This window comes from Bacillus sp. bc15 (assembly GCF_900142585.1).
GTDB classification, from domain to species: domain Bacteria; phylum Bacillota; class Bacilli; order Bacillales; family Bacillaceae_G; genus Bacillus_A; species Bacillus_A cereus.
This window is the reverse complement of record NZ_FRBJ01000001.1, coordinates 1,897,776-1,920,878: the sequence shown is the minus strand read 5'-3', so window position 1 is coordinate 1,920,878 and position 23,103 is coordinate 1,897,776. Positions and strand designations below refer to the sequence as shown.

The window sequence follows — 23,103 nt, the reverse complement described above, 5'->3', positions numbered from 1 at the left end:
TTCATCATAAGTCTAAAGAGTTAGCTACTCATTTTGATGTTGTAGCTATTGAAGATCTAAATATGAAGGGAATATCGCAAGCACTTCATTTTGGAAAAAGCGTTGCTGATAATGCTTGGGGTATGTTCACTTCTTTCTTAGCTTATAAACTAAATGAACAAGGCAAACAGCTTGTGAAAATAGACAAATGGTTTCCTTCCACAAAAACATGTAGCAGTTGTGGAAATGTGAAAAGTATGTTATTGTCTGAGCGAGTTTATTCTTGTATATGCGGTGTAAATATCGATAGAGATTATAACGCAGCTATCAATATCAAAAATGAAGCAATACGCCTATTGGTGTTAGCATAGATAGCAATAAAATAACCCTTGGAACAAGGGAGTTAGCTCGGCTGTCTTAGGACGAATTCGTTAGCTACCAAAAGTAACGACTAACCGAGAAGCCCCCACTTCAAACAGTCCGTTAGGACGTTAAGTGGCGGGTAGTTCACAATTATGATAAGGATTCAAATAAGTAATATGGTTAATAATTCCTAAGATGAAAATTGCGTTAGCTAGTGAGAAAGAAGCATGTTATTAAATATTAGGGGTATGAGAACGTAAGGAATCCAGAGAAAGGTAAAAAAGAATAAAAAAGAGTCGTTATTCGACTCTTTTTTATGGGATAACTTAATTATTGGAAATATTACCTACTGAAATACTTTTTCAATTGTAGGCATAACAGCTATTGGTGGTAGAGATTTAGTCCATGCAGCTGCATATACATTTAATTTCTCACCTAATGTGTAGTTTTCACCATCTGAAACAGGAACTCTTAAAATCTTATTTTGAGAAACTAGATCCCACCAATCATGTTGATAAGCAAGAGCTTCATCTTTTGTAGACGTAGCTGCAACTACCAAATAATTGTTCTCTACTGAAATGACATATCCAGTAAAAGGTTCTTGTTCTTGGTTCTGAATAGAATGAATAGGAATATTGTTGGCGGAAATCTTGTTAGAATCTGCAAAGGCCGGTGTTAATCCGAATGTAAATCCACATCCTAGTGTTAAAGTTGTTACCGTTGTTACGAATATTTGTTTTTTGTTAAACATGGTATATCCCCCTTAAATTTTATTCTTACACTATCCACTTTCAATTTACATATATATAAAGCCTTTTAATATTAAGATACTTAACAATTATGTAACAATTATTCCATAAATGTTAATATTAACTATTAATGGAATTGGGTTTATGTTATAATTCACTAGGTGAACTATTATTGTTCATTTCGTCTCTTGATGAATGTATGCCCTTCCTTAATTGTAAGTATGTTCGATTTTATTGGTGAAGAGGGGAGATATCCCTCTTCTTTTTTTATGGGATTTTTGGGAATGAAGAGAAAAAGAACCCTATAGGGTTCTTTTTCCAGGCATATTAACAGTAAGGAGAGTATTGAAATGCTAATTTCAAATCTTTATCAGGAGAAAAATTTGAAAAAGCTTATCATGTCATTATTTTTACATACATGTAATATAAAGTGAATTGATAATATTTAGACTCACTATTACTAATATTCAATTAAGATAGTTAGTACTACATTGATAGTGTTAATTATCCTGATTGGTGTGGAATGTGATAGGAAGCATAAGTTTGCCGCAAACTTATGCTTTCAGGATTTGAAGAATATTCTTAATATGGATTTTAAAGAAAATACAAATTTTTTACTAGATTTGAGAAAAAGGAATTGAAAATATCCTTTAAAACAAGATATATTCTGGTCAAAAAATTAGAGGGCATCAATTCATTAAAGCAGTAAAAAACGTTTTTATGAATTGGTGTCCTTTTTGTTTTAAAAAGAGAATATATTTTCTCAACAGGACAAATGGTAATTAGCTATAAGTATTAATTATAAGGATAAAAGGAAAATAGAAATTAATAATAAAGGAGAATGCGAAATGATAACATTAATATCTGAAAGAAATCTAGCTGAAATCCATGAAGACGATGTAGATGTATTAAAAGTAATGGCACATCCTGTTCGATTACAAATTGTAAATGAATTAATGCACCATAAAATATGCAATGTTACACAGTTAACGGAGATATTGAGACTTCCACAATCCACTGTTTCACAACATTTATCAAAATTGAGGGGAACCGTACTCCGCTCAGAAAGAAGAGGGTTAGAGATGCATTATTATATAGATAATGCTAAGGCCCGTCAGATTGTTGAAATTTTAGGTTTGTAGGTTAATAACACGTAAAAGGTTTCCTGTTATAAGGAAGGAAACCTTTTTTATATGTATAACTAATTGTGTGATAATATCATACCGTAGAAACTACCTAACAATAATTAAATTTAAATAGAAATTAGATATAACAATGGATAATGGTAAGTGTATTAAAGAAATTATAGAATTAATGAAATGAAAAATAATAAATAGTTGTTGTAAAGGCTTATTCTGATAATAAAAGGAATTAGATATATTAAATTCAACTATGAGTTGTTTACTAAAAATATGTAGGTGAAGAGTATAAGCAACATAATCCTTTTGTTGCTTATGGACAAAAAGCCTTCATGGATTTCTTTAAGGAGTATTTTGTTAAAAAACCTAATTCCTCTGCAGAGATTAAACGTGTAGTAGCTGAAGGGGATACAGTTGCTCTTCATGTACATTCTCGTACTAATTCTCAAGATAAGAGAAGTTGCTATAGTCGATATATTTCGTAACAAGGATGGAAAGATTGTCGATCACTGGGATGTAATTCAAGAGATTCCAAATGAAGCAGCTAATGATAATACGATGTTTTAGGTAGAATAAAAATTTAATTGTTAGGGATGTATAGAATCTAGATATTATAAAATGAAGAGGATGTCCTAGGTATACTACTAAGACATCTCTTTTTGTTTTACTAAGATTCAATTTATTATAATTTGTAAGGTGCTTACTTCATATGTCTTCTGATAACTTACCCCTAAAACTGCACCATGTTAATATTAGATTATTGTATTAATTTGTAAGAAAGGTATTTTGTATTGAGCAAGAAAAAGCAATCAAGTATAGATTTTGAAGAAGTACCAAGTATGATTGAACGTTTAAGAGGCGAAAGCGGGCAGTATATGTCTCTATAATAAGAAGTTCAAATTCCTGACACAAAACGTGCTGAGTTTTTTTATGTTGTGGGTAAAACACTTTTATTTGAAAGAAGAGTAATTCACCCACAAAACGCTCACAAAAAAATCAAGATTTCTTGAAACTAGACAAGATAAATTCCTGCTATAAAAAAGAAGGGGAGAAAGCCCCCTTACTTTAAAAATTTATTAAAAAATAACTTAATTCATTGATGAAATATTATTGAATTGGTGCACAACTCCAAATGTATTTTCCAACTACTTTTATTTCTGGACAATTTTCTATATCTGTACAATCAAACATTAATGGATGTATACTAGGATTAAAAGAATCTGGTTCTAGGATAATTCTATTATTGGTTTTGTAAATTCTTTTTAAAGTGGCGTCATATCCGTTGATGAGTACAGCGGCTATGTCGCCATTATTTATATTTGTTGTCCTCTCAAGTACAGCTATATGTCCATCATGTACAATTCTATTCATACTGTCTCCGTTTATACGAAGTGCTAATAGTTTTTCAAATCCATATTTATCTAAAATGATATCAGGTACCTGTATATCCCCAATTACATTTTCTATAGCTTCAATTGGTTTACCAGCTGCGATTGTACCATAAATGGGAATATTTCGTTTGGTAATTGCGTGATCTTCAGGACAATAGGACTCATTTTCATCAATAAAGTAAGTTGCAGAGACATTTAATATCTTAGCGATTTGAGATATTTTTGACATTTTAGGGCTTCTTTCACCATTTCTCCACCGCAAAACAGTAGTTCTACTAACAGATAATAATTCAGCTAATTGCTCGTCTGTCATATTATTTTTCTTCATCAATTGAGATAATTTTAAACCGAATGATTTCATGACTTTTTGTCACCTCCGTCTTGATTGATTATATAATTGGTGTGACAAAAATGCAACTTTCTTCGTGATTTGGTAAAAAAATTCTTGACTGTTTTGTCACGTAGTACTATATTTGAATTTGAAAAGAGGTGACAAAAATGCACAAGGTGATATTTTTAGAAAGAAAATTAAAGAGAAAAACTATTGAAGAAGTTGCTGATTTTCTTAATGTTTCTCCACGTACATATTGGGCAAAAGAACATAATAAAAGTGAATTCACTCTGAAAGAGGCACATATGTTATCGTGCTATTTAGAGAAATCTATAGAAGAATTATTCCCTGATCTTTTTTTAAATAATTTGTGACAAAAATGCACGTATTTATATATGGATTATAGGATGTTTTTGAGGTATTTTAAACAAAATATCTAATAATCCTACTATTAAAGGTACTTTATATATAGTTTTTACTTAGAAAAGAAGGAAAGAAATCTAAAAATGAAACGCTAAAGTGTATTTGGTATATAAAAATATAGATGAAATATAGAATGCTAAATATTCAAGTAGGTGAAAGAGTGATCAAAAGATTATATTTAGAAAAATTAGAAGAAAAGCTTAAAGAAGTGGGTGCAGAATTTTTATTTTGGGATACAAGGGAATTTTAAAAAAGAACGTGCATGTCGAGGATTACTATTCAAAAAGAATTCTATTTTGATCAGCGTTTACAAAAATTTAAAATGGACAGGAAATGGTATTTTTTAGATAAAGAAACGAAGGCATTTTTATTAAATTGGCTAACAGAGAATGTGGTGTAAGAAAAGAAAGACTATCGTCTTAAAAAAACAAATTTTATAGGAAATCCTATTGTAAGGAGGATTAATCATGGTTTTTAGAGTGACAAAAAAACAAGGATATGTCAGCAAGAGTACTAATGAGAATAAAGAATTTAGAAATACTAGTTGTTTCGAATCAGAAAAACTTTCGAATAAACAGTTAAAAATGATTTATGCCAAAATTCATATAATAGCATTGAAATATGATGGAGTAATTTCAAAAGAGGAAATCAAAAATAAATTAAAAGTAAAACTTAAAATTCAATCACTGAGTGATCTTACAAGGAAGCAAGCTAATCAAGCTATAAAAGTATTAATAGGTTGGGAAATTTAAAGGTTTTGGAGAATAAAACCTTTAATATTTAAGAAGTTTAATATGTTGATTTTAAGAAAAAAATCTGGAGGAAGATAAAATGAGTAGTTTGCTTATACAGGATGAGCCATTATTAGTATTACCTCGATTAGCAAGTAAGATTGGATTGAACGAGGCAATTTTTCTTCAACAAATACATTATTGGCTCAAGCGCTCGAAACATTATTATGATGATCGTTATTGGGTCTATAATAGCATTTCAAATTGGCATAAACAATTCCCGTTTTGGAATGAAAGAACGTTGAAACGTATTGTTAAAAATCTAGAAGAGTTTAATTTATTGATAAGTGGTAACTATAACAAATTAAAGTTTGATAAAACAAAATGGTATTCAATAAATTATGACAGACTAGTTGAATTAGAAATAGATAACGATTGTTACAAATTGTCTCAACGAAAAGAACATATTGTCATGATGGAAAATGATAATATGTCTCAACCAATACCAGAGACTACACAAAAGATTAACTCAGAGAATACCACTCAAAAAGATATAGTAGAGATAATTAATTATCTCAACAGTGTATGTAATACAAGTTATCGTATTTCAACTAAAAAGACACAAATGTTAATTAAATCTAGACTACAAGAGGGATTTAATATAAATGAATTCAAAGAAGTTATTGAGACGAAGGCGAAAGAATGGCTTTATACAGAACAGGCAAAATATTTAAGACCAGAAACCTTATTTGGAACTAAATTTGAGGGATATTTGCAGCAGAGAAAGATGGTGAAATCAAATGGCTTTAACAAATGTAACAGATATAGTACAAAGTCTTTCGAAGAAAATGAACTTCCTTTCTGAAACATGTGTGATATGTAATCAGGAGAGGAAGCGAATTGTAAGATTGATGGAGATTCAGGGTGAAACGATTTGTCCAGTATGTCGTTTAGAAGAAGAAAATAGAAGGTTAGAAAAAGAAATGAATGTTTTTCGTTATGAGAAAGAGGAAAGAAAACGTAAAAGTATATTTTACGATCATAGTCTTATTAAAGATGAAACTATTAAATTAGCTAGATTTTCGACATTTATATCAGAATGTGAAGAGGATGAAAAGAATTTAATTTTAGCTAAAAAGGCTCTTACAGACTATTTAAATGATATTCGATTTAATTTGATTCTTGTGGGGAAAGTTGGAGCCGGAAAAAGTCATATTGCATACTCTATAGCACATGAAATGAATGAACAAAGTTCGGATAAAGTTATGTATGTTACAAGTTCAGAACTCTTTGATTACATACGTTCGACATTTAATACGCAATCTTGTGAAACAGAGCATAGCATAACAAATATGCTAATTTCTATGGACTTATTAGTCATCGATGATCTAGGAGCAGAGCTAGGGGATATGGATATTAATGATCTAAAAGCAACAGCATTTGTAAATCGTGTGTTATTTAAACTATTTGATGGACGACAAGGGAAAAAAACAATTATCACAACGAATTTAACAGGTGAGGCAATTATAAAAGCGTACGATGAAAGAGTTACATCTCGTATGTTTAATACATATCGACACATAGAATTTAAAAAAACAAGAGATAAGCGTAAGAGAAAATTACCTTTTTAGGAAAAGAATATATATTGTGTAGGAAATATAGATGCAGATGAAAACATATTGTTCAAGAAATTTGTACTGTATGAATTGGTTCTTTTAATTAGCGAGTAAGTGAAGTGATTCGGAAGTTAAGAAAGAATATGAGGAATGGAAAGAGCATTTAATCAGAAATTCCACATATGTACATTGAAAGCAGTTTTTAAGTTTATTCTATATGTTTTAAATAATTAAATGGAGGCATCTTGAAAATGAGAACATATAAAGGATTTGAAGCAATTAAACGAATGAAAACAAATTGGATTACAACAGTACAAGAGACACCGATGTGTTGGAAGATAGAAGGTGAAAGAGTGATTGCTGATTATTTAGGTAAAAAAGAAAGCTATCAACAAATTAATTTCTTTTTTGAGAATGAATTTATAGATTGTAGAGAAACAATTCGAAAAGGAGAACTATTGTATATTGAAAATGAAAAAAGTGAAAAATTCATCGCTGAATATTGTAAAGAAAATGAAAAAGAAATAAAGCATGGTAGTTGGTTCTGGATTAATGGAGAGGAGTTCTCTAATAATTATGGTCATTTTGAAAAGAGTACGAAATTAAAAATTAGGAAAGCTGAAAAAAGTGAAAAATTATTATTTGAACGGGCAAAATTATTCGCTACTAAAGGGCGTAAAATAAATGAGTTTAGACTTGGTGATGTAGTTGAAAGAGATAATAAATTGTATAAAGTGGCTATTGTAAAAAGTGGAAGTGAATCTCAAATTGTAGTAGGATGTGTTCCGATTAATGGGGGCGCAATTTGTTATTATAATTCAAAAGATATAGAGATTCAATTTTTCGTTGAAGATATGGTGGTGCAGCAAGATGAAGTTATTTTTAATTAATCAACTTATTGAAAATGGAATTTACAAATATGAGGATAAACAATTGTACGAATTAAATAGTGATGAGTTAATAAAATTAATCAAAAATTATAAGGATAAGAAAATAAATGTTAGCAATACAATGTATGAAATAATACATGAGGGATATAAGCCTTAATAGCAAATCATTGTAATGATTTTGATATGTGAAATTCAAATTATGATTAAGGATAAATGATAAGAAAGGGGCTTAACATGTTAAATATAGAATTACCAGTATTAAATAAAGAAGCTACTAAAGAAAATGTACTGAAAGCTATAAAGAAATACAGATTATTTATGAAGTGTAATTATCTTAATGAAACGGTACTCTCGAAAGAAAATATATTAAAAGAAAATGCGAAAGAAGAGCGGGTCAATTATATTATTGCGATGAACAAAGGGTTAGAAAAGCTAGATATTGAAAGTGATAGAATAATTATTCAAAAATATTTGTTAAAGAATCGAGTTAATAGATATGAGGTTATGAAAGAGTTGAATTTATCCGAGGGAGATTATTATAGAAAAAGAAATACTGCTTTTTACAACTATGCATATGCATTAGGGATTGAGGTTGAGGAGTGTTAAGATTATTAATCATAAATAAGTTTTTAATATGGATTATAACCACCTGTGTAAACAAACAGGTGGTTATTTTTATGTAAAAAAATGATGAAAAAGAGATAAAAATGAATCGTTATATACATATATCATATAAGTACAAAGTAGCAATGATAAATAGTATTAAGGAAGATTTTTTTAAAATAATTTTAGTTTTTGATGAGAAAAAATAAATGGAAATTAAATGTAGATTTAGATGGTCTCTATTTTTAACAATTTTGCTTTGTTATAAGGGTGGGAATGGTATATGCGAGATTTAATTATCCAATATAAAGAAACGTTATGTAAGCTAGAGAGTGCAAAAATAAGTGCAAAAGAAGAAGAGATTAAAATATTAACAAGTATGATTAGTGATGTCACATATGCTTTGGAGTGGATGAAGAATGCAAAGATGCCGGGTAATCGCAGGGGAATAGAACGTAGAGCTGCTTATCAACGAGAAAAATCATGTGATTCCTTGTTAATGCAAAGGTATTTTCGTAGTACTGATACAACATATGAATGGGATGATGAAAACAAAGAAAGTGTCATTTCAGAATGGGAAAGAATAAAACTAGAAGATGCGCTCTCTACTTTGACAAAATATGAAAGAGAAATATATATCATGTCAAGAGGAAGAGGCATTACACAAGAGAAAATTGCTAAATATTTGAATGTTTCAAGAAGCACAATTAAAACGATTCTATATAGATCTGAAATAAAAATTGCTAAACAAGTAAGAAAAAGTCTTTTCTGCGAAAGTAGTTAAGGCTTTTTTTCATTTACAAATACATTCTTGTCACCATAGTGCCACCTATAAATAGAGAGTAATAAAATAAGTTTAAATGAAATATAAAAAATGAAGAATGGATACTAGCAAAAAGAAAGAGTGATCCAAAGGATATCTATAAATTAAATGAGAGATTTTAAAAGTGACGGCATCTTTTTATTTACTACAAAATAGGCAGTAGTACATGAAAAACTACAGAAGGATGCGATTAGATGTTAGAACAAGATATAGATACAATGCCAATATGTTCAATTTGTCTTGAAAAATGTTTGTGGGTTTTGAAATTTCCAATCACAATTCAGTATTGTGAACAAATGTTAATTCGTGAGGTAGTTGACGACAATATAACAACAATATGTATTGAGTGTTTAGAAAAAGAAGTACAAATGATGAGTTAAAACGGGAGGGAATGCTAGTGGCGCGACCAATGAAATTGAATGATGAGCTGATAAATAGGTTGACCCAATATATTAAAGTAGGGAATTATATTGAAACCGCATGTGCGTTAGTTGGAATTAGTAGAAGTATAGTTTATGTTTGGTTAAAACAAGGGCGTAGAGCAATTGAAACGAGTGAAAAGACAGGTGAAGTAATACCGAGAAAAGATAAGATTTATGTGAAGTTAGTCATGGAAATTGATCAGGCATTAGCATTTAGTGAAGCTAGAGACGTTGAGACAATTGGGGAGCATGCAAAATCTAATTGGAAAGCCGCAGCATGGAGATTAGAAAGAAAATTCCCAACTAAATGGGGAAGAAAAGATCAATTGCAAGCAAACGTAAATCATTCAGGAGAAATGAAAGTAGAGCATAATAAAATGGCTATGAAAATTGGGTGTGATGAGGAAATGCTTGATTTAGCTATGAAATTATTTGAGAAAGTTCAAGGAGGAGAATTACAATCATGACACGGATGAATGTGCATAAGTTAATAGATGAAAATACATTTAAGGAATTGGCAAAAGTGAACTACCCCTTTCTATGTTCAGTATACACATAAGGGATTCTATAAACATGCAAAGCACACAAAATTAATAACAAAGATTTGCCAAGATTTAATTGAAGAGAAATTATCGACTAATAGATTAATGGTGTTTATGCCACCTAGGCATTCAAAATCACAGTCTATAACAGAAACATTGCCAAGTTGGTATTTAGGAAAATATCCAAATAAGAGAGTTATAGAGGTATCTTATGCATCAAGTTTAGCTGAAAAGTTTGGTAGAAGAAATCGTGCTAAGATTGAAGAGTTTGGTAAAGAAATATTTAATATTAGAATTGATGAGCGACAAGGTTCCGTAACAGATTGGGCACTACATAACCACTCTGGTGGAATGTTGTCTGTAGGAGTTGGTGGTTCGATTACAGGGGAAGGAGCAGATTTATTAATTATTGATGACCCTATTAAAAATCGCCAAGAGGCCGAATCAATTACATACCGAAATAGACTATGGGATGAATGGGAAGACACTTTATCTACACGTTTGCAAAAAGGTGCAAAGGTAATTCTAATTTTGACGCGATGGCATGAGGACGATTTAGCTGGTAGATTGTTAGAGAAAGAACAGGAGAAATGGACTGTGTTATCAATTCCTGCTATAGCAGAGTCAAGGGATGATCCATTAAACAGAGAAATAGGAAGAGGCTTATGGGTTGAACACTATGGCCAAAATTATTATGAAGATAAAAAGAAGTTTTCCTCTGCACGCTCTTGGTTATCTTTATGGCAACAAAAACCATCAAGTGATATAGGGAATATTTTTAAAAGGAACTGGTTTCAATATTATGATGTGTTACCAAATTGGGAACAATTTGATCAAATTATTACTTCCTGGGATATGGCTTTTGATAATACTACAAATAAAAGTTCATTTGTGGTTGGACAGATTTGGGGAAAAATAGATGGAGACAAATATTTAATTGATCAAGTGAGGGCGCAAATGAATTTCCTAGAAACAAAGAAAGCATTTGTTGTTTTTCATCATAAATATGAGTCGATCCTTCGGAATTCTGGTTTTAAAAAGTCCATTCCGAAATTAGTTGAAAAAAAAGCAAATGGCCCTGCCATTATTAGTTCATTGAAGAATGAAATAAGTGGAATTATCCCTATAAATCCACAGGGTTCAAAAGAAACACGTGCTGAGGCAATATCCCCTGAATTTCAATCTGGAAATGTATATATACCTAATCCTAAAATACAATCTTGGGTATATGATTATGTAGATGAATTAGCTTCTTTCCCATCTGGTAAGCATAATGATCAAGTAGATACAACGTCACAAGCCTTAGAATACTTTTTTACTAAGCAAAAAAAAATAATGGGTGGAAAAATAAAAAGGGTTTAGCTGAACATGTAATGTTCAGCTTTTTTATATTGGTAAAGTTTTTATGAAAAACATTGAATAAATGATTTGTATATGAAAGGAGGCATAAATTTTATGGTTGAGAAGAAAGCAATTAAGAATGTGAAAGTACTTAAATTACAAAATCGTGAGATGACTTTACGTAATGAGGAACTTCAAAGTAAACAAATGGCAATTGATCCATTTGCACAAGTGTACGGTGATAAAGAACTAGTAAAGCCTCCATATGATATGCAAGTATTATTAAATTTGAGAGAAAGTAACCCTATTCACTCGGCATGTATTAGTGCAAAAGTAAATGATATTGCTGGTATGGGATTTGATTTTGCACCGCTAGATGAAGTGACAGAGGCAAATCAAGAACAATATAAAGAATTAAAGCGCTTTATGAGGTATTGCAACAATGAAATGACAAGTAGCGAAATACTTAGGGCAGTTTGGGAGGATTATGAAACTGTAGGTTGGGGAATTATAGAGGTTGTTCGTAACTTGAAAGGGGAACCAGCGCAGCTTCACCATATTCCAGCACATACGGTACGTGCGCATAAAGATAAGATTCGATTTGCGCAAATTGTAAATAATGAGGAGAGATGGTTTAAACGATTTAGTTATCCATATGATTTTAGGTTAGTAGATGGAGAAACAATTAGTGATAGCTTAAATGAAAACTCGTTATTAGACACTGAAGAAAAAGCTGGTGAAGTTATTGTAATTCGTAAATTTGGCTCTAGATCATCATACTATGGTATTCCGGATTATGTGAGTTCTATTGGTTCCATTGTAGGATCACAAGCTGTAAGAGATTACAATATTAATTATTTCACTGGTAAAACAATTCCAGATGCTGTTTTGTTTGTTGAGGGTGTTGATGAAATAGATGATTCAGTTGAAAGAGAATTAAAAACATTTTTCTCTGTCGAAACAAAAGGAGAACATCATAAGTTAGCAGTTGTTCCTGTCCCTGAAGGAGCAAAAGCTCGCTTAGAGAAATTAGGGCCTGATGTCAAAGAAGCGAGCTTCCGTTTATATCGCCAAGATAATGCTATGGAAATTTGTGTAGCTCATCGAGTGCCACCATATAGAATTGGTTGGGCTATGACAGGATCACTTGGGCAGACGACAGCAAAAGAAATGAATGAAATGTATAAAAGATCAATTATTGAACCAGGTCAACAAATTTTAGAACATCGATTAAATACACAATTATTTAAAGAGTTTACAGAAACGTTGGGGGAATTGGACTGGCAGTTTCAATTAAATGAAATTGATACAGATGATCGAGCAAGTGATATGCAATATGCAATAGATGGATACGAAAAGAGTATATTAACAAGAAATGAATGCCGAAAAGTTATTGGATACGAACCAGTTCTAGAAGGAGATAAATTTTTAAATGAAGATTCAAATTCGATTTAGTAGTCTTGCTAGAAAGTAGGAATATATTATGCCAAATGAATTGAAAAATGTAGAAATTAGTTATGTTTCATTAGTAACAAAGGGGGCTAATGGTAGGCCATTTGCAATTATGAAGGGTATGAACATGAATGGCTCTAACGTTTTGAAAAATGTCCCTATTTTAAAGAGGGAAGATGAAAAACAACTTGTAACAGGGGTTGTTTATGAACCAAATATAGAAGATGCACATGGTGATATCATGACGGCTGAAGAAATTGAAAGAGCGGCTTATAATTTTTTAGAGAAATATAGATACATAGATAAAAACCATGACGAGTTGGCAGGAAAAGGAACAGTAGTAGAAAGCTGGATTTCTAAGAATAATACGGTTGTTGGGAAACAAAATATTAAAAAAGGAACATGGCTTATGACTGTTCGAGTAGATGATAGTGAAACATGGAAAGAGATCAAAAAAGGGAAAATCACAGGCTTTTCGATGGGAGGGGTTGGAGAAAGAATGGAGATGCCACAAATGGATGAGTTTACACAAGATGAGAAAGGTGTAATTCGTAAGATGTTTAATTTTTTTAAGTCACATTATGACGAGGAACAAACTCAGGAGATGGATAATCAGTCAGTAAATAGTAAACAAAACTCTAAAATGCAAAAGCTATTTAATTTGTTTGAAGATGTATTTTATGTTGGGATTTGGGAGGGAAATGTAGATATTAAGCGGATGGTTTCCACCTTAGATGAAATGAAGGACATTTTAAATACAATGAAGGGTGGTGATACAGATTTCTCGCCAGAAGATATTACTATTAATTCCATAAATGAAGTAGGAAAAATCTTATATAAGAAAAACGATAAAAAATTTGATGAAATGATTTCTTTGATGAACCAAATTAAAGAAAATAAGTTACAAAAAAATGCAGATCAAAATTCAGATGAAATTGCAGACATTGTAAAGAGAGAAATGGGTCCTTTTCTTGAGAGATTACAGGAGTTGGAAGAACAGTTAAATAAAGAATTTGAATCAACTCATGATACTAATGAATTAGAAAATGACAGAGAATCTAAAAAGACAAGTGAATTTATTCAGAAGGTAATAGACCCTATTTCAAAGAGACTTGAAGTAATTGAGCGATCAGCACAAGTTCGTAAAAGTCTTGGGGCTGATGCCAAACCAACAAACGAGATGAGAAAACCAGTAAATAAATGGGTAGGATTAGATCTATAAAGATAAGGAGAAATGAATCTATGAATAATAAAGAATTATTAGCACGTATTGAACGAATTGAAAAGAGTACAATGACAACAGGAGGAATGAAAGCGGGGCTATTATATCCGGAACAAAGTAAAGAATTTTTCCGAATGGTATTTGATGCAACTCCATTTTCTCAATTGCATCGTAAAGAGATTCGCAAAGCGAAAAAAGGTGAATTAGATAAAATTGCAATCGGTGGTCGAATTTTACGTAGGAAAATGGAAAATAGTGATGATGGCTATCGAGCGGGTGTAGAAACGTCGAAAGTTGAATATGATACAGTTTCTATTCGTTTACCATGGGAGATTACGGAGGAGCTACTTCGAGAAAATATCGAAGGTGAAGGATATGAAGATACTGTTATGACATTAATGTCAACTCAGTTAGGTATTGACCTTGAAGACCTTCATTGGAATGGGGATGTAACTTCAGAGGATCCATTTCTTCAAATTAATGATGGCTGGTTAAAACAAATTAAACAATCAAGCAAATCTCATATTGTCGATCATTTTAAATTAGTGACGGGAACGGGAGATGCTGAAGCTAGCGCTGGGTTTAGTAAAGACTCAATCTTTAATTTATCTAAGGCGATGCCTAATAAATATAAAAATGAAGGTTTAAAGTGGATTATGTCACCTGCTCGTAGAGAGAAGTGGATTGAATATTTAACAACTCGTTCAACTGGCTTAGGCGATGCTGCGTTATTAGGTACAGGGGATCAAGTGAATAAGCCGTTGGGGTATGAGATTGTCACAGTCCCTTCTATTCAAGATGATGTAATTATTTTTGCAGATCCTAAAAACTTTATTGCGGTAAATACGTATGACACGCGAGTTCGTAAGACTGTAGAAGGTAAATCTGCTGTTATGGAAGATAAGCGTTTCTATGTTATTCATTTGGATGATGATGCAGTTATTCAAGAAATGGACGCAGTAGCAATTCTTACTAATATACCTGATAAATTTGGAAATTAAGTAAGGTAATTTGCATATGAAGATTATAGAATTAAAATTAGGCGGTACATATACTGCATATGGCTATACTTTTTTTAACGGAGTAAAGGAAAAGGTTGCAAATGAGAAAGCAAACTATTTACTAAGTACAGGACATTTTAAGTTAATAGATAGTATAGAGGTTAAAAAGAAAGAGAAGTAAAAGAGGTGGAAGGATGGAAATTACTGTACAGGACATAAAGAACAGGGTAAATGTTCAACGAATGCCCGATACGGTAATCCAGGAGCTCATTAGTCAATATGAATTGATTACTAAAAACTATTTGAGAAGTAAGCCAAGTAACCCAATGAAAGAGAAAGTTAGAACAAGTAAATTGGCTTGGCTTTCTTTTCGAGCAGAAAATTTGATCAAGGTAATCCATATTGGTTCTGGAGAAGAAGTTACCAGTTCAGTTTTTTCTGATGGTTGCACTGTATATGGTTTAAGTGAGAATCAATTATATGAATTTGAGTATACCATACAAGATTATGATGGGCTTTTGACTTTAATGAAAAAATGCATCATCGATATGACGTGTTATGCGGTAATTCGAACAAATCTACAATATGAAAATATGAAAAAATCAGCAAATATCGGAGATTATTCATATGAAATAAATATTGAATCGCTAGATGAAGAAACTGTTAATAAAAAGATTTTAAAAGTATTAAAAAAATACCGAAGTAGAAACCCTTTAATAGCATTATGAATGAAAGAATAGGCTGTGAGCATTAGATATGGAAGAATTATATATACATGAAGTAACTGTGAAAAGGAATCAAAAGGTAAAACAGCCGGCAGGAAATTTTAAAGAAGAGCCTGTCATTATTTATGAAAGAATGAAGTGTCGGGTAACAACACACACAGCGGTAGATAATGAAAGGTTAAAAAGAAATAAACAAAATTTTGAGCCGAATTTTAAAATTTATACTTCTGCAGAACATAACATCCATACAAATGATGTAATCTATTTTCATGATTATGTATTTGAGGTAAGAGGAGAACCAAGAAATCCATCATTTTTAAATCACCATATTGAATTGTATTGTGAGTTGTTGGAATAAAATGACGAATACATCAGAATTCATGGTTACACGTAATGTAGAACAGGTTAAAGAACAACTTAATAAAATAATGGTAGAAAGAATTATAAATGCTTGCAATCAACTGCAACGAGAAATGAAACAAACAGTATCAGGTAGTCACAATGGTGTGAAGTATAAAATTCCACGATCAAGTCGCACATATATTGCTTCAAAACCAGGAGAGACATTTGCTTCTAGAACGGGAGAATTACAAGATTCTATTAAATATGGCTTACATATTACAGATAACGAAGTAGTAGGAACGATTGGAAGTCAATTAAAAAGAGCGGTGTATGTCGAAAATGGTACAAGTACTATAGAAGCCCGACCTTTTTTCTTAAAAACGTTTGAAAAAGAGCGTGGGGAATTAAAAAGGACATTGGGAGGAGAACAATGACGACAAAAGCGATTGCAACAATTAGAAATATTATTGAGAAAGATACAATTGTGCAAAGTAATCTATCGAAATATGAAGGAGAGCCCGCTCTAACATTTCAAACTGCACAAAATGATATGAAAATGCCTTATGTGGTAATGAGAATTGAATCTAATAATCCGGATGATATAGAGGTAATTGATCGTATGATCCTCACTTTTGATATATATTGTGGCCAAGGTGATTATGAAAAAGCGGATGTAATTTCAAGTCGAATAGAACATTTGTTAGACAGAGAAGCGGGATTGTTAAGAGATTCTGGTATTATTACAATTCATCGAGCAGGCAGTATTACAGTTCCAGATGAAGATCCATCAATTATTCATATTAGTATTAAGTTTCTTGTACGGGTAGGAAGAATGGAATTATATTAAGGAGGGAAAAAAATGAGTTGGAAGCTTATTAATGGTGTACGTGAGGGTACAACTGATAATTTTGTTATTGGACCGGGTGTAATGTATAAAGGTTTTAAAAGTGTTAAAGACCTAGGTGAGATGTTAGGAGCTACTACAGGTGGCTGTAAAGTGGGGTTTACTAGAGAATACTATGATGCTGATATTGATGGTGTTTTAGGAAAACTAGTTCACGGAAAATGGCTATTAAAAGATGAACCACATATGGAGGTTACACTAGTAGAATTTACGAAAGAGAATTTAGAGTTAGCTCTACCAGGCGTAGATGTAGATAGTACGACTGATAATGATTATAACATTGTAAAACCATCCAATGAAATTAAAGACGCAAGTTATAATGATATTGCAATAGTAGGTGTAGTTTCAGGAAGTGATATTCCGGTTATTTTTGTTATCCGAAATGCAATGGTAGTTTCTTCTGTAGAAATTGATTTAAAAGATGGTAAAGGAACTGTAGGACTTAAATGCAAATTTATTGGTCATTATAGTGAAAGTTCGCCTAATACACCCCCTTATGAAATTTATTTACCAAAGAAAAAAGCACCTAAATTACCTACAACAAGTAAATAAGTTGTAGGTTTTATTTTTAGGTTATAAAAGGAGATATTGAATATGACAACAATGCTAGAAAAAATGATGCATAATAGTACAGAAATTACAATTTCAGGTCAGAAGATGAAGATGAGACGTTTAAATGTAAAAGATGTTTGGCGTTTTACTAAGATTATTTCTAAAGTTGGTCGTCATGCAATGACTGATTTTATGGAGTTCGGGAAAGAAAAGAATGAAATTGATGAAAAAATTCAATTGGCCCAAATGAATGAAGAGCAACAAGAACAGTTAAATGAAATTGAAAAACAAAAAAAAGAAAAGGGTTTAGAGTTTGTCTTTCAATTATTGTCTATGATTCCGGAATGTGAAGATGAGTTTTCGGAATTTTTCTCTAGTCTATTACAGATTAAGCGTGAAGAATTCGATCAATTACCACCAGAAGCCATGGTAGCAGTTATTGAAGGATTATTAGAAAGCGAAGATTTAATGTCTTTTTTCAATCAGGTAAAGGGTCTAATCAAATCTCAAAGTCTCAAGTGGAACAAACAAGAAATGTAGAAAATGACTCTAATAAATACATAGAAGAAACAGAGCAAAATATGCTAAGGGCTTTTGATAAAGTCCAAAAACGGTATGGATGGACAGATGATTATGTCTTATCCATACCGTATTCTCGTTTAATGGACTTATTTTCTTTTATTAGTCAGGAAGAGCAGCAAGAAGAATTAAATGAATGGAAAAAGATGGCCTTTATCGGATTTCAAACAAGGCAATTAGAAGAAGGAACAACTTTTCAGGACTATTTGCAAGCTTTTGGACTTACGGAATCTACGTCGGATGGGGAAGAAAATGAGACTATGGAAGTTTGGTCCAAAGAGGAATGTATCGACCATGCAAATAAGCTGATTGCAGAGTTTCAGTTTGAAGACGATCAGGAATAAAAAACTTCCTAGTTAGAAAGGGGGGAGTGAATGTTTACAGAAGTATTCCAGTTGTTTGGTACAATTGGAATTAAAGCAGATGAAGCTTATAAGGATTTAGCAAAGTTTGAGGAAAGTTTACAAAAGGCTTCTAAGAACATACAAGAAAAATTTCAAAAACCAGCAGAAGTACTTAATCAAATAAATGGCCAAATTCAAAAATTTGGTAACGGGGCGACCAATGTTTTTGGGAAGATTGGTAACAAAGCGGATCAGGCATATAAAGGTGTAGAAAAGTTTGAAGAGAGAGTGCAAAAAGCCTCTAATACAATGCAAGAAAAAATCCAAAAATCAGCAGATTCTCTTGGGAATATTAGTAAGCAAATGCAAACGTTTGGTGACACTATTTCAAATAAAGTTACAAAACCTATAGAACAAGTCAATAGCAAAGCTTTACAATTTGCTACCGATGTGGAAGGTTCTCAAAAAAAACTACAGGATATGCTTGGGTTAACTGAAAAAGATGCAAAGAGTTTGGCTGGAACTATTCAACCTATCGCTCAACAAGTCGTGAAGATTTCCAATATAGTAATACCATCGTTGAAGCAAACGGTTGAGTTAATCAAATCTGTTTCTAGTCTTATATCTAAGGCGAGTGAAATCATTGGTGGCCTTGTAAATATAGTTAAAACATTAATGCAAATACCGGGTGCAATTACGGCGATTATTAAAGATGCCTTAAAACTAATTAAAGTTTTTAGTGAGTTCGCACAGATATTGACTGGTCTTGGAAAATCAATGTTTTCATTAGTATTAAGTCCATGGGGCATTGCAATACTTTTAATGGTTGGTTTAGTATATGTGCTGTATAAAAATTGGGATTCAATTGTGAAATATACAAAGCAGGCAGTGCAATGGATCAGTGATATTTGTTCTAAAGCCTGGGATGCTATCGTTAAAGTTGCGAAGTCAGTATGGGATAGCTTGTCAAAGTTTTTCTCAAGTTTTTGGGAAGGAACAAAAAAAGTATTCCAATCTGCGGTATCGTTTATAGATAAAATACTTAGCGGGGCATGGAAAATAATTACTACTGTAATTACAATGTATATCAACATATGGAAAAAGACATTTGAAATTGGTTGGAATTTAATAAAAACGATATTTAATACAGTGCTAAACGTAATAAAAAGTGTTGTTAAGTTTGCTTTAGAATTTATTAAAAGCTATATTTCTACTGCTATTAAAACATGGCAAAATATTTTTAAAACTGGCTGGGATATTATAAAAACAGTTTTTACGACGGTGCTAAACTTTTTGAAAACATTTATAAGTGGTGCATTTCAAGCAATTCGCAGCATAATTACGACTGTGATGAATGGGATAAAAACCGTCATTTCTACAGTGTGGAATGGAATAAAGGCAATTTTTACGACTGTATTAAACTTCTTAAAATCAGTTGTAAGTAGTGTGTTTCAAGCAATTCATAGCATAATTACAACTGTAATGAATGGAATAAAGACGGTTATTTCTACGATTTGGAATGTAATTAAAACAGTTTTTATAACTGTATTAGAGACTATAAAGAATTTTGTGGTTACAGCATTTCATTTTATAAAAAACACAATTACGACTGTAATGGATATCGTAAAGTCTATTATTGTAACCGCATGGAATTTTATTAAAGAAACAATAATAGTTGCTGTTCGGACATTTGTTAACTTTGTGGTGGATAACTTTAATAAGATAAAAAACACAATATTTAGTGTTGTTGGTGCTATTAGAGATTTCATAGTAAGTAACTTTGCAGCAATTAAAAAAGCTATCGTCGGAGCGTTTGACGGCATTGTTGATACAGTAAAGGATGTATTCGGTAAAGTTGGTTCTATAGTGAAAGGGATAGCAAACGACGCTGTAAGCTGGGGGAAAGATATTATTGCTGGTATTGGTAAAGGTATGACATCTATGGCTGGCTGGGTTGTTGATAAAGCTAAAGGCGTTGTAGACGGAATACCAAAAGCAGTTAAAAGTTTCTTTGGTATAAAATCTCCTTCGCGTCTCATGATGGAATACGGCGGATATATTACAGAAGGTCTTGGTGTAGGGATGGAAAAAATGATCCCGGCTGTGGACAAGGCTTCTGGATTGTTAAATAAAGCGGTCGTTCCACCGAAACCGATGCAACTAGTAACGGATGTATCTACCCGAATTGGACAAATGGGGGCACATTCTGCTGATATGATTGGAAAAGCTGCACATCCATTTGCTGGGCAATCTTCTGTTGAAAAGAAAACTGATAAAGGTGTTACAATCCAAAATGCTACATTCAAAGTTGCTGTTGAAAAATTGCAAACTGCAGAGGATTTTGTGAAAATGAGAAAATTACTACAAAACGTAGTTGCTGATGATCTAATGGGAATGGCGGTGCGGAATGTATGAGTATATTAAAAACATTGCATAGAAGAGCTGGTTCATATCATCTCTTATGGGATGCTACAGAATTAAAAAGTACAATTAAATATACTATTAATTTTTCATGGCCTGGGACATATAATTTTTCTTTTATGTCCCAAGTTCCTATTGGTTCTGATGGTATGTTACCAGATAAATACTTTAGTGTTCGAGTAAATGGTATTGAAAAATTTAGAGCAAGAGGTGCTTATGCCTGGGAAGCAAGAGAAATTTTTGTTGGTGCAGGGCCACAAACAATTGAATTTACAACAATCGGTTACGGTTCTTCTGACGTAGCCTATTTGCGTGATGTTTATTATCATGCATATGGACCTATACCTACAATTGCAATGATTGAACAAACGAAAATGCCTAAATCCTTAAACGGATTAAAAAATTACAATGTTATGCATGGATATCCTCGTTACCAAAGTACTGGTAATAAAGGATGTGAAGTAGAATTTACTGCTTTATTCAATGATATCAGCCATTGGCGTGAGTTCATGGGGGAAATATATCGCCCTCATATTATTACAGGTGATTACGGTACCTATGGTGGTATTATTCCACCTAATGAAGTTGATGCAATACGTAAAGGAACGCTAGTAATAGCAAAGTGTAAATTAATATCTATGTCACAAGCAGGTATTGGAGTTGATGGAATGTGAGAGAAGGATCTATTTCTTTAATCAGAATGTTGGGGAGCTATTTCCAAGTGGGGAATAATGCTCCTAATTTAATTGTTTATATGAAAAAAAGAGAATCTTCTTCTTATGTACAAATACAACATCGTGTAATGAGCCTGGAAGTGCAAGAGAACGCAGATCAGTTCGCAAGTACATTTTCTATTACCTTTGCTAATGAATATGGGCAAATGGCACCTGATAACTGGTATGGTAAGTTTTCTTCCATTCAAGAATGGTTTTACAACAGTGAAGTAACAAACACAAACCAACTATATCCGCAGACTGAATTTAAGGTTTCTATCGGTTATGGTGAAGAAGCTTTACCGTATATACATGGTTTTGTATCTGACATAAAGGTGAATGCTGAAAGCGGTACAATATCAGTTACCTGCACAACATCTTATAAAAAGGTTCTACAAAAATCAGTAATTCCAACGCGGGGATCAGATGAAATTGTTGCACCTACCGGTAATGTGTATGATGTAGTGAAATTCTTCCTTGAAAAAGCAGGAGTTACATTACACGGAAGTAGGGTAAACATTCCCGGTACAAATCAAAGCTGGATTATTGAAGGAGCAACAGGGAAGAGATTTCAAAAATGGGATGAGATTGTTCGCGATATCATAGATACAACATTCCATTATATTAAACACGAACCAGACGGAAGTTGTACATTTATGAAAATGCCAGACTATGCAATTAATGAGCCTGCAAAGTTTAATTTTAGAGAAGGCGAAAACCTTATCTCTTTAGATATGCAGCTAACTGACCAGGATATAAGTAATAGCATTGTTGTTAAATGTGGAGATTATGCAAACGGATTTCTTAATTCGTTTCTATTAAAAAATGTATCGCAGGGTGATTTACGAGAGGAAATGATAGAAGTTCCCTGGGCGACAACGTTTTTTGCAAGAAGAGCGGTTGCTGCAGCTTATCATTTAAAAGCAATCCAGAAGTTCAGAACATTAACTGTAGCGGTCATTGGAGATCCAAGGATTCAATTATTCGATGTGGTTTCTGTTTACAATAGAGATTCTGGGCAACAATGGAACTACTTTGTTAAAGGAATTAATACCATGATATCTGCTGATGATGGATTCTATCAAACTTTAGATTTATCTGTTAACTATGGGTATGAACCAGCTCCATATACAGATATTACTGGTATTACAGTAAATGTAGATACATTACGTTTAAAACTTTGGGATTGGGATGTAGAGGATGGCGATTTATTAAATATTTACTGTAATGATAAATTAATCGAAGAAAATTATTTCATCCGAAACAATCCGACGTATGTTGATATTCCGCTTGAATATGGCGTGAATATTATCGTATTTGAAGCAGTGCGAAACCCTAAAGGAATTCTTACAGGACGTTTGCAAGTACTAGATAAGCAAAATAATATCTTGTTTGATTATGGTTCCTTACCGGATTTATCATTTCCTCGGGTAAATCAAGATGCAAATCACTATTATATCCAACGTCCAGCAAAAACTTGGTCTGTTACTAGGGTGAACTAGGGG

General features: G+C 32.3%; 29 protein-coding genes and 1 pseudogene. 28 read left to right on the top strand and 2 right to left on the bottom strand.

Annotated features, from left to right (window positions below):
• Window positions 1–350 (top strand): RNA-guided endonuclease InsQ/TnpB family protein (locus BUA87_RS09755; protein ID WP_142953277.1); only part of this gene is annotated, 350 nt, incomplete at its 5' end.
• A gap of 338 nt (window positions 351–688) precedes the next feature.
• Here the strand turns inward: BUA87_RS09755 and BUA87_RS09750 are convergent.
• Window positions 689–1,093, bottom strand: coding sequence for a DUF3221 domain-containing protein (locus BUA87_RS09750; RefSeq protein ID WP_072939469.1), 405 nt, complete (start codon window positions 1,091–1,093; stop codon window positions 689–691).
• Window positions 1,094–1,939: 846 nt separating this feature from the next.
• Between BUA87_RS09750 and BUA87_RS09745 the strand changes: the two genes are divergently transcribed.
• Both BUA87_RS09745 and BUA87_RS09740 read left to right on the top strand, forming a co-directional pair.
• Window positions 1,940–2,233 carry an ArsR/SmtB family transcription factor gene (locus BUA87_RS09745; RefSeq protein ID WP_000631352.1) on the top strand — a complete coding sequence of 98 codons (294 nt, stop codon included), beginning with the start codon at window positions 1,940–1,942 and terminating at the stop codon, window positions 2,231–2,233.
• Window positions 2,234–2,409: 176 nt separating this feature from the next.
• Window positions 2,410–2,797: pseudogene (locus BUA87_RS09740) on the top strand (ester cyclase); the annotation flags it as partial.
• A gap of 540 nt (window positions 2,798–3,337) precedes the next feature.
• Here the strand turns inward: BUA87_RS09740 and BUA87_RS09735 are convergent.
• Window positions 3,338–3,982: a LexA family protein gene (locus BUA87_RS09735; protein WP_000834513.1), complete on the bottom strand. Its 645-nt coding sequence runs from the start codon at window positions 3,980–3,982 to the stop codon at window positions 3,338–3,340.
• A gap of 137 nt (window positions 3,983–4,119) precedes the next feature.
• Between BUA87_RS09735 and BUA87_RS09730 the strand changes: the two genes are divergently transcribed.
• The 25 genes from BUA87_RS09730 (at window position 4,120) to BUA87_RS09610 (ending at window position 23,100) form a co-directional block, all read left to right on the top strand.
• A complete protein-coding gene (locus BUA87_RS09730; protein WP_025117876.1) occupies window positions 4,120–4,326 on the top strand; it encodes a helix-turn-helix transcriptional regulator in 207 nt (68 codons plus the stop codon).
• Window positions 4,327–4,842: 516 nt separating this feature from the next.
• Window positions 4,843–5,127: a hypothetical protein gene (locus BUA87_RS09725; RefSeq protein WP_016513556.1), complete on the top strand. Its 285-nt coding sequence runs from the start codon at window positions 4,843–4,845 to the stop codon at window positions 5,125–5,127.
• 79 nt (window positions 5,128–5,206) lie between these two features.
• Window positions 5,207–5,971, top strand: a complete 765-nt coding sequence (locus tag BUA87_RS09720) for a conserved phage C-terminal domain-containing protein (protein WP_072939467.1) — start codon at window positions 5,207–5,209, stop codon at window positions 5,969–5,971.
• On the top strand, window positions 5,907–6,737 hold the full coding sequence (locus tag BUA87_RS09715) for an ATP-binding protein (RefSeq protein ID WP_071714930.1): 831 nt from the start codon (window positions 5,907–5,909) through the stop codon (window positions 6,735–6,737). The genes BUA87_RS09720 and BUA87_RS09715 overlap by 65 nt, the downstream gene beginning before the upstream one ends.
• A 236-nt stretch (window positions 6,738–6,973) precedes the next feature.
• Window positions 6,974–7,612 (top strand): hypothetical protein, encoded by a 639-nt coding sequence (locus BUA87_RS09710; RefSeq protein ID WP_071714931.1) that lies wholly within the window; start codon window positions 6,974–6,976, stop codon window positions 7,610–7,612.
• On the top strand, window positions 7,593–7,769 hold the full coding sequence (locus tag BUA87_RS09705) for a Fur-regulated basic protein FbpA (RefSeq protein ID WP_016513552.1): 177 nt from the start codon (window positions 7,593–7,595) through the stop codon (window positions 7,767–7,769). Before BUA87_RS09710 ends, BUA87_RS09705 begins: the two co-directional genes overlap by 20 nt.
• A 77-nt stretch (window positions 7,770–7,846) precedes the next feature.
• Window positions 7,847–8,218: an ArpU family phage packaging/lysis transcriptional regulator gene (locus BUA87_RS09700; protein WP_000931950.1), complete on the top strand. Its 372-nt coding sequence runs from the start codon at window positions 7,847–7,849 to the stop codon at window positions 8,216–8,218.
• Window positions 8,219–8,498: 280 nt separating this feature from the next.
• On the top strand, window positions 8,499–8,999 hold the full coding sequence (locus BUA87_RS09695) for a sigma-70 family RNA polymerase sigma factor (RefSeq protein ID WP_071714932.1): 501 nt from the start codon (window positions 8,499–8,501) through the stop codon (window positions 8,997–8,999).
• A gap of 233 nt (window positions 9,000–9,232) precedes the next feature.
• Entirely contained in the window at window positions 9,233–9,418 is a 186-nt protein-coding gene (locus BUA87_RS09690) for a hypothetical protein (RefSeq protein WP_000892960.1), read from the top strand.
• A gap of 17 nt (window positions 9,419–9,435) precedes the next feature.
• Entirely contained in the window at window positions 9,436–9,927 is a 492-nt protein-coding gene (locus BUA87_RS09685; RefSeq protein WP_081367285.1) for a hypothetical protein, read from the top strand.
• Between the two features lie 189 nt (window positions 9,928–10,116).
• A complete protein-coding gene (gene terL / locus BUA87_RS09680) occupies window positions 10,117–11,364 on the top strand; it encodes a phage terminase large subunit (RefSeq protein ID WP_002094259.1) in 1,248 nt (415 codons plus the stop codon).
• A 93-nt stretch (window positions 11,365–11,457) separates the two neighbouring features.
• Window positions 11,458–12,798 (top strand): phage portal protein, encoded by a 1,341-nt coding sequence (locus BUA87_RS09675; protein ID WP_071714934.1) that lies wholly within the window; start codon window positions 11,458–11,460, stop codon window positions 12,796–12,798.
• Window positions 12,799–12,826: 28 nt separating this feature from the next.
• Complete coding sequence (locus tag BUA87_RS09670) at window positions 12,827–14,017, top strand: XkdF-like putative serine protease domain-containing protein (RefSeq protein ID WP_071731721.1); 1,191 nt, start codon at window positions 12,827–12,829, stop codon at window positions 14,015–14,017.
• Between the two features lie 20 nt (window positions 14,018–14,037).
• Window positions 14,038–15,018: a phage major capsid family protein gene (locus BUA87_RS09665; protein WP_001060156.1), complete on the top strand. Its 981-nt coding sequence runs from the start codon at window positions 14,038–14,040 to the stop codon at window positions 15,016–15,018.
• A gap of 16 nt (window positions 15,019–15,034) precedes the next feature.
• On the top strand, window positions 15,035–15,199 hold the full coding sequence (locus BUA87_RS09660; RefSeq protein ID WP_000691127.1) for a YqbF domain-containing protein: 165 nt from the start codon (window positions 15,035–15,037) through the stop codon (window positions 15,197–15,199).
• 13 nt (window positions 15,200–15,212) lie between these two features.
• A complete protein-coding gene (locus BUA87_RS09655; protein ID WP_000406978.1) occupies window positions 15,213–15,746 on the top strand; it encodes a hypothetical protein in 534 nt (177 codons plus the stop codon).
• 28 nt (window positions 15,747–15,774) lie between these two features.
• The gene (locus BUA87_RS09650; protein WP_000392019.1) at window positions 15,775–16,101 is read left to right on the top strand and encodes a hypothetical protein; all 327 of its coding nucleotides are present in this window, start codon (window positions 15,775–15,777) and stop codon (window positions 16,099–16,101) included.
• A 1-nt stretch (window position 16,102) separates the two neighbouring features.
• On the top strand, window positions 16,103–16,519 hold the full coding sequence (locus BUA87_RS09645; RefSeq protein WP_072939542.1) for an HK97-gp10 family putative phage morphogenesis protein: 417 nt from the start codon (window positions 16,103–16,105) through the stop codon (window positions 16,517–16,519).
• Complete coding sequence (locus tag BUA87_RS09640; protein WP_017657986.1) at window positions 16,516–16,932, top strand: hypothetical protein; 417 nt, start codon at window positions 16,516–16,518, stop codon at window positions 16,930–16,932. The genes BUA87_RS09645 and BUA87_RS09640 overlap by 4 nt, the downstream gene beginning before the upstream one ends.
• A gap of 12 nt (window positions 16,933–16,944) precedes the next feature.
• On the top strand, window positions 16,945–17,541 hold the full coding sequence (locus tag BUA87_RS09635; protein WP_071714936.1) for a hypothetical protein: 597 nt from the start codon (window positions 16,945–16,947) through the stop codon (window positions 17,539–17,541).
• Window positions 17,542–17,583: 42 nt separating this feature from the next.
• Window positions 17,584–18,081, top strand: coding sequence for a hypothetical protein (locus BUA87_RS09630; protein WP_000210326.1), 498 nt, complete (start codon window positions 17,584–17,586; stop codon window positions 18,079–18,081).
• Between the two features lie 41 nt (window positions 18,082–18,122).
• Window positions 18,123–18,464 (top strand): hypothetical protein, encoded by a 342-nt coding sequence (locus BUA87_RS09625; protein WP_002094261.1) that lies wholly within the window; start codon window positions 18,123–18,125, stop codon window positions 18,462–18,464.
• 30 nt (window positions 18,465–18,494) lie between these two features.
• The gene (locus BUA87_RS09620; protein WP_071714939.1) at window positions 18,495–20,879 is read left to right on the top strand and encodes a phage tail protein; all 2,385 of its coding nucleotides are present in this window, start codon (window positions 18,495–18,497) and stop codon (window positions 20,877–20,879) included.
• Window positions 20,876–21,559, top strand: a complete 684-nt coding sequence (locus BUA87_RS09615) for a hypothetical protein (protein ID WP_072939464.1) — start codon at window positions 20,876–20,878, stop codon at window positions 21,557–21,559. The genes BUA87_RS09620 and BUA87_RS09615 overlap by 4 nt, the downstream gene beginning before the upstream one ends.
• A complete protein-coding gene (locus tag BUA87_RS09610; RefSeq protein WP_072939462.1) occupies window positions 21,556–23,100 on the top strand; it encodes a hypothetical protein in 1,545 nt (514 codons plus the stop codon). Before BUA87_RS09615 ends, BUA87_RS09610 begins: the two co-directional genes overlap by 4 nt.
• Window positions 23,101–23,103 lie beyond the last annotated feature (3 nt).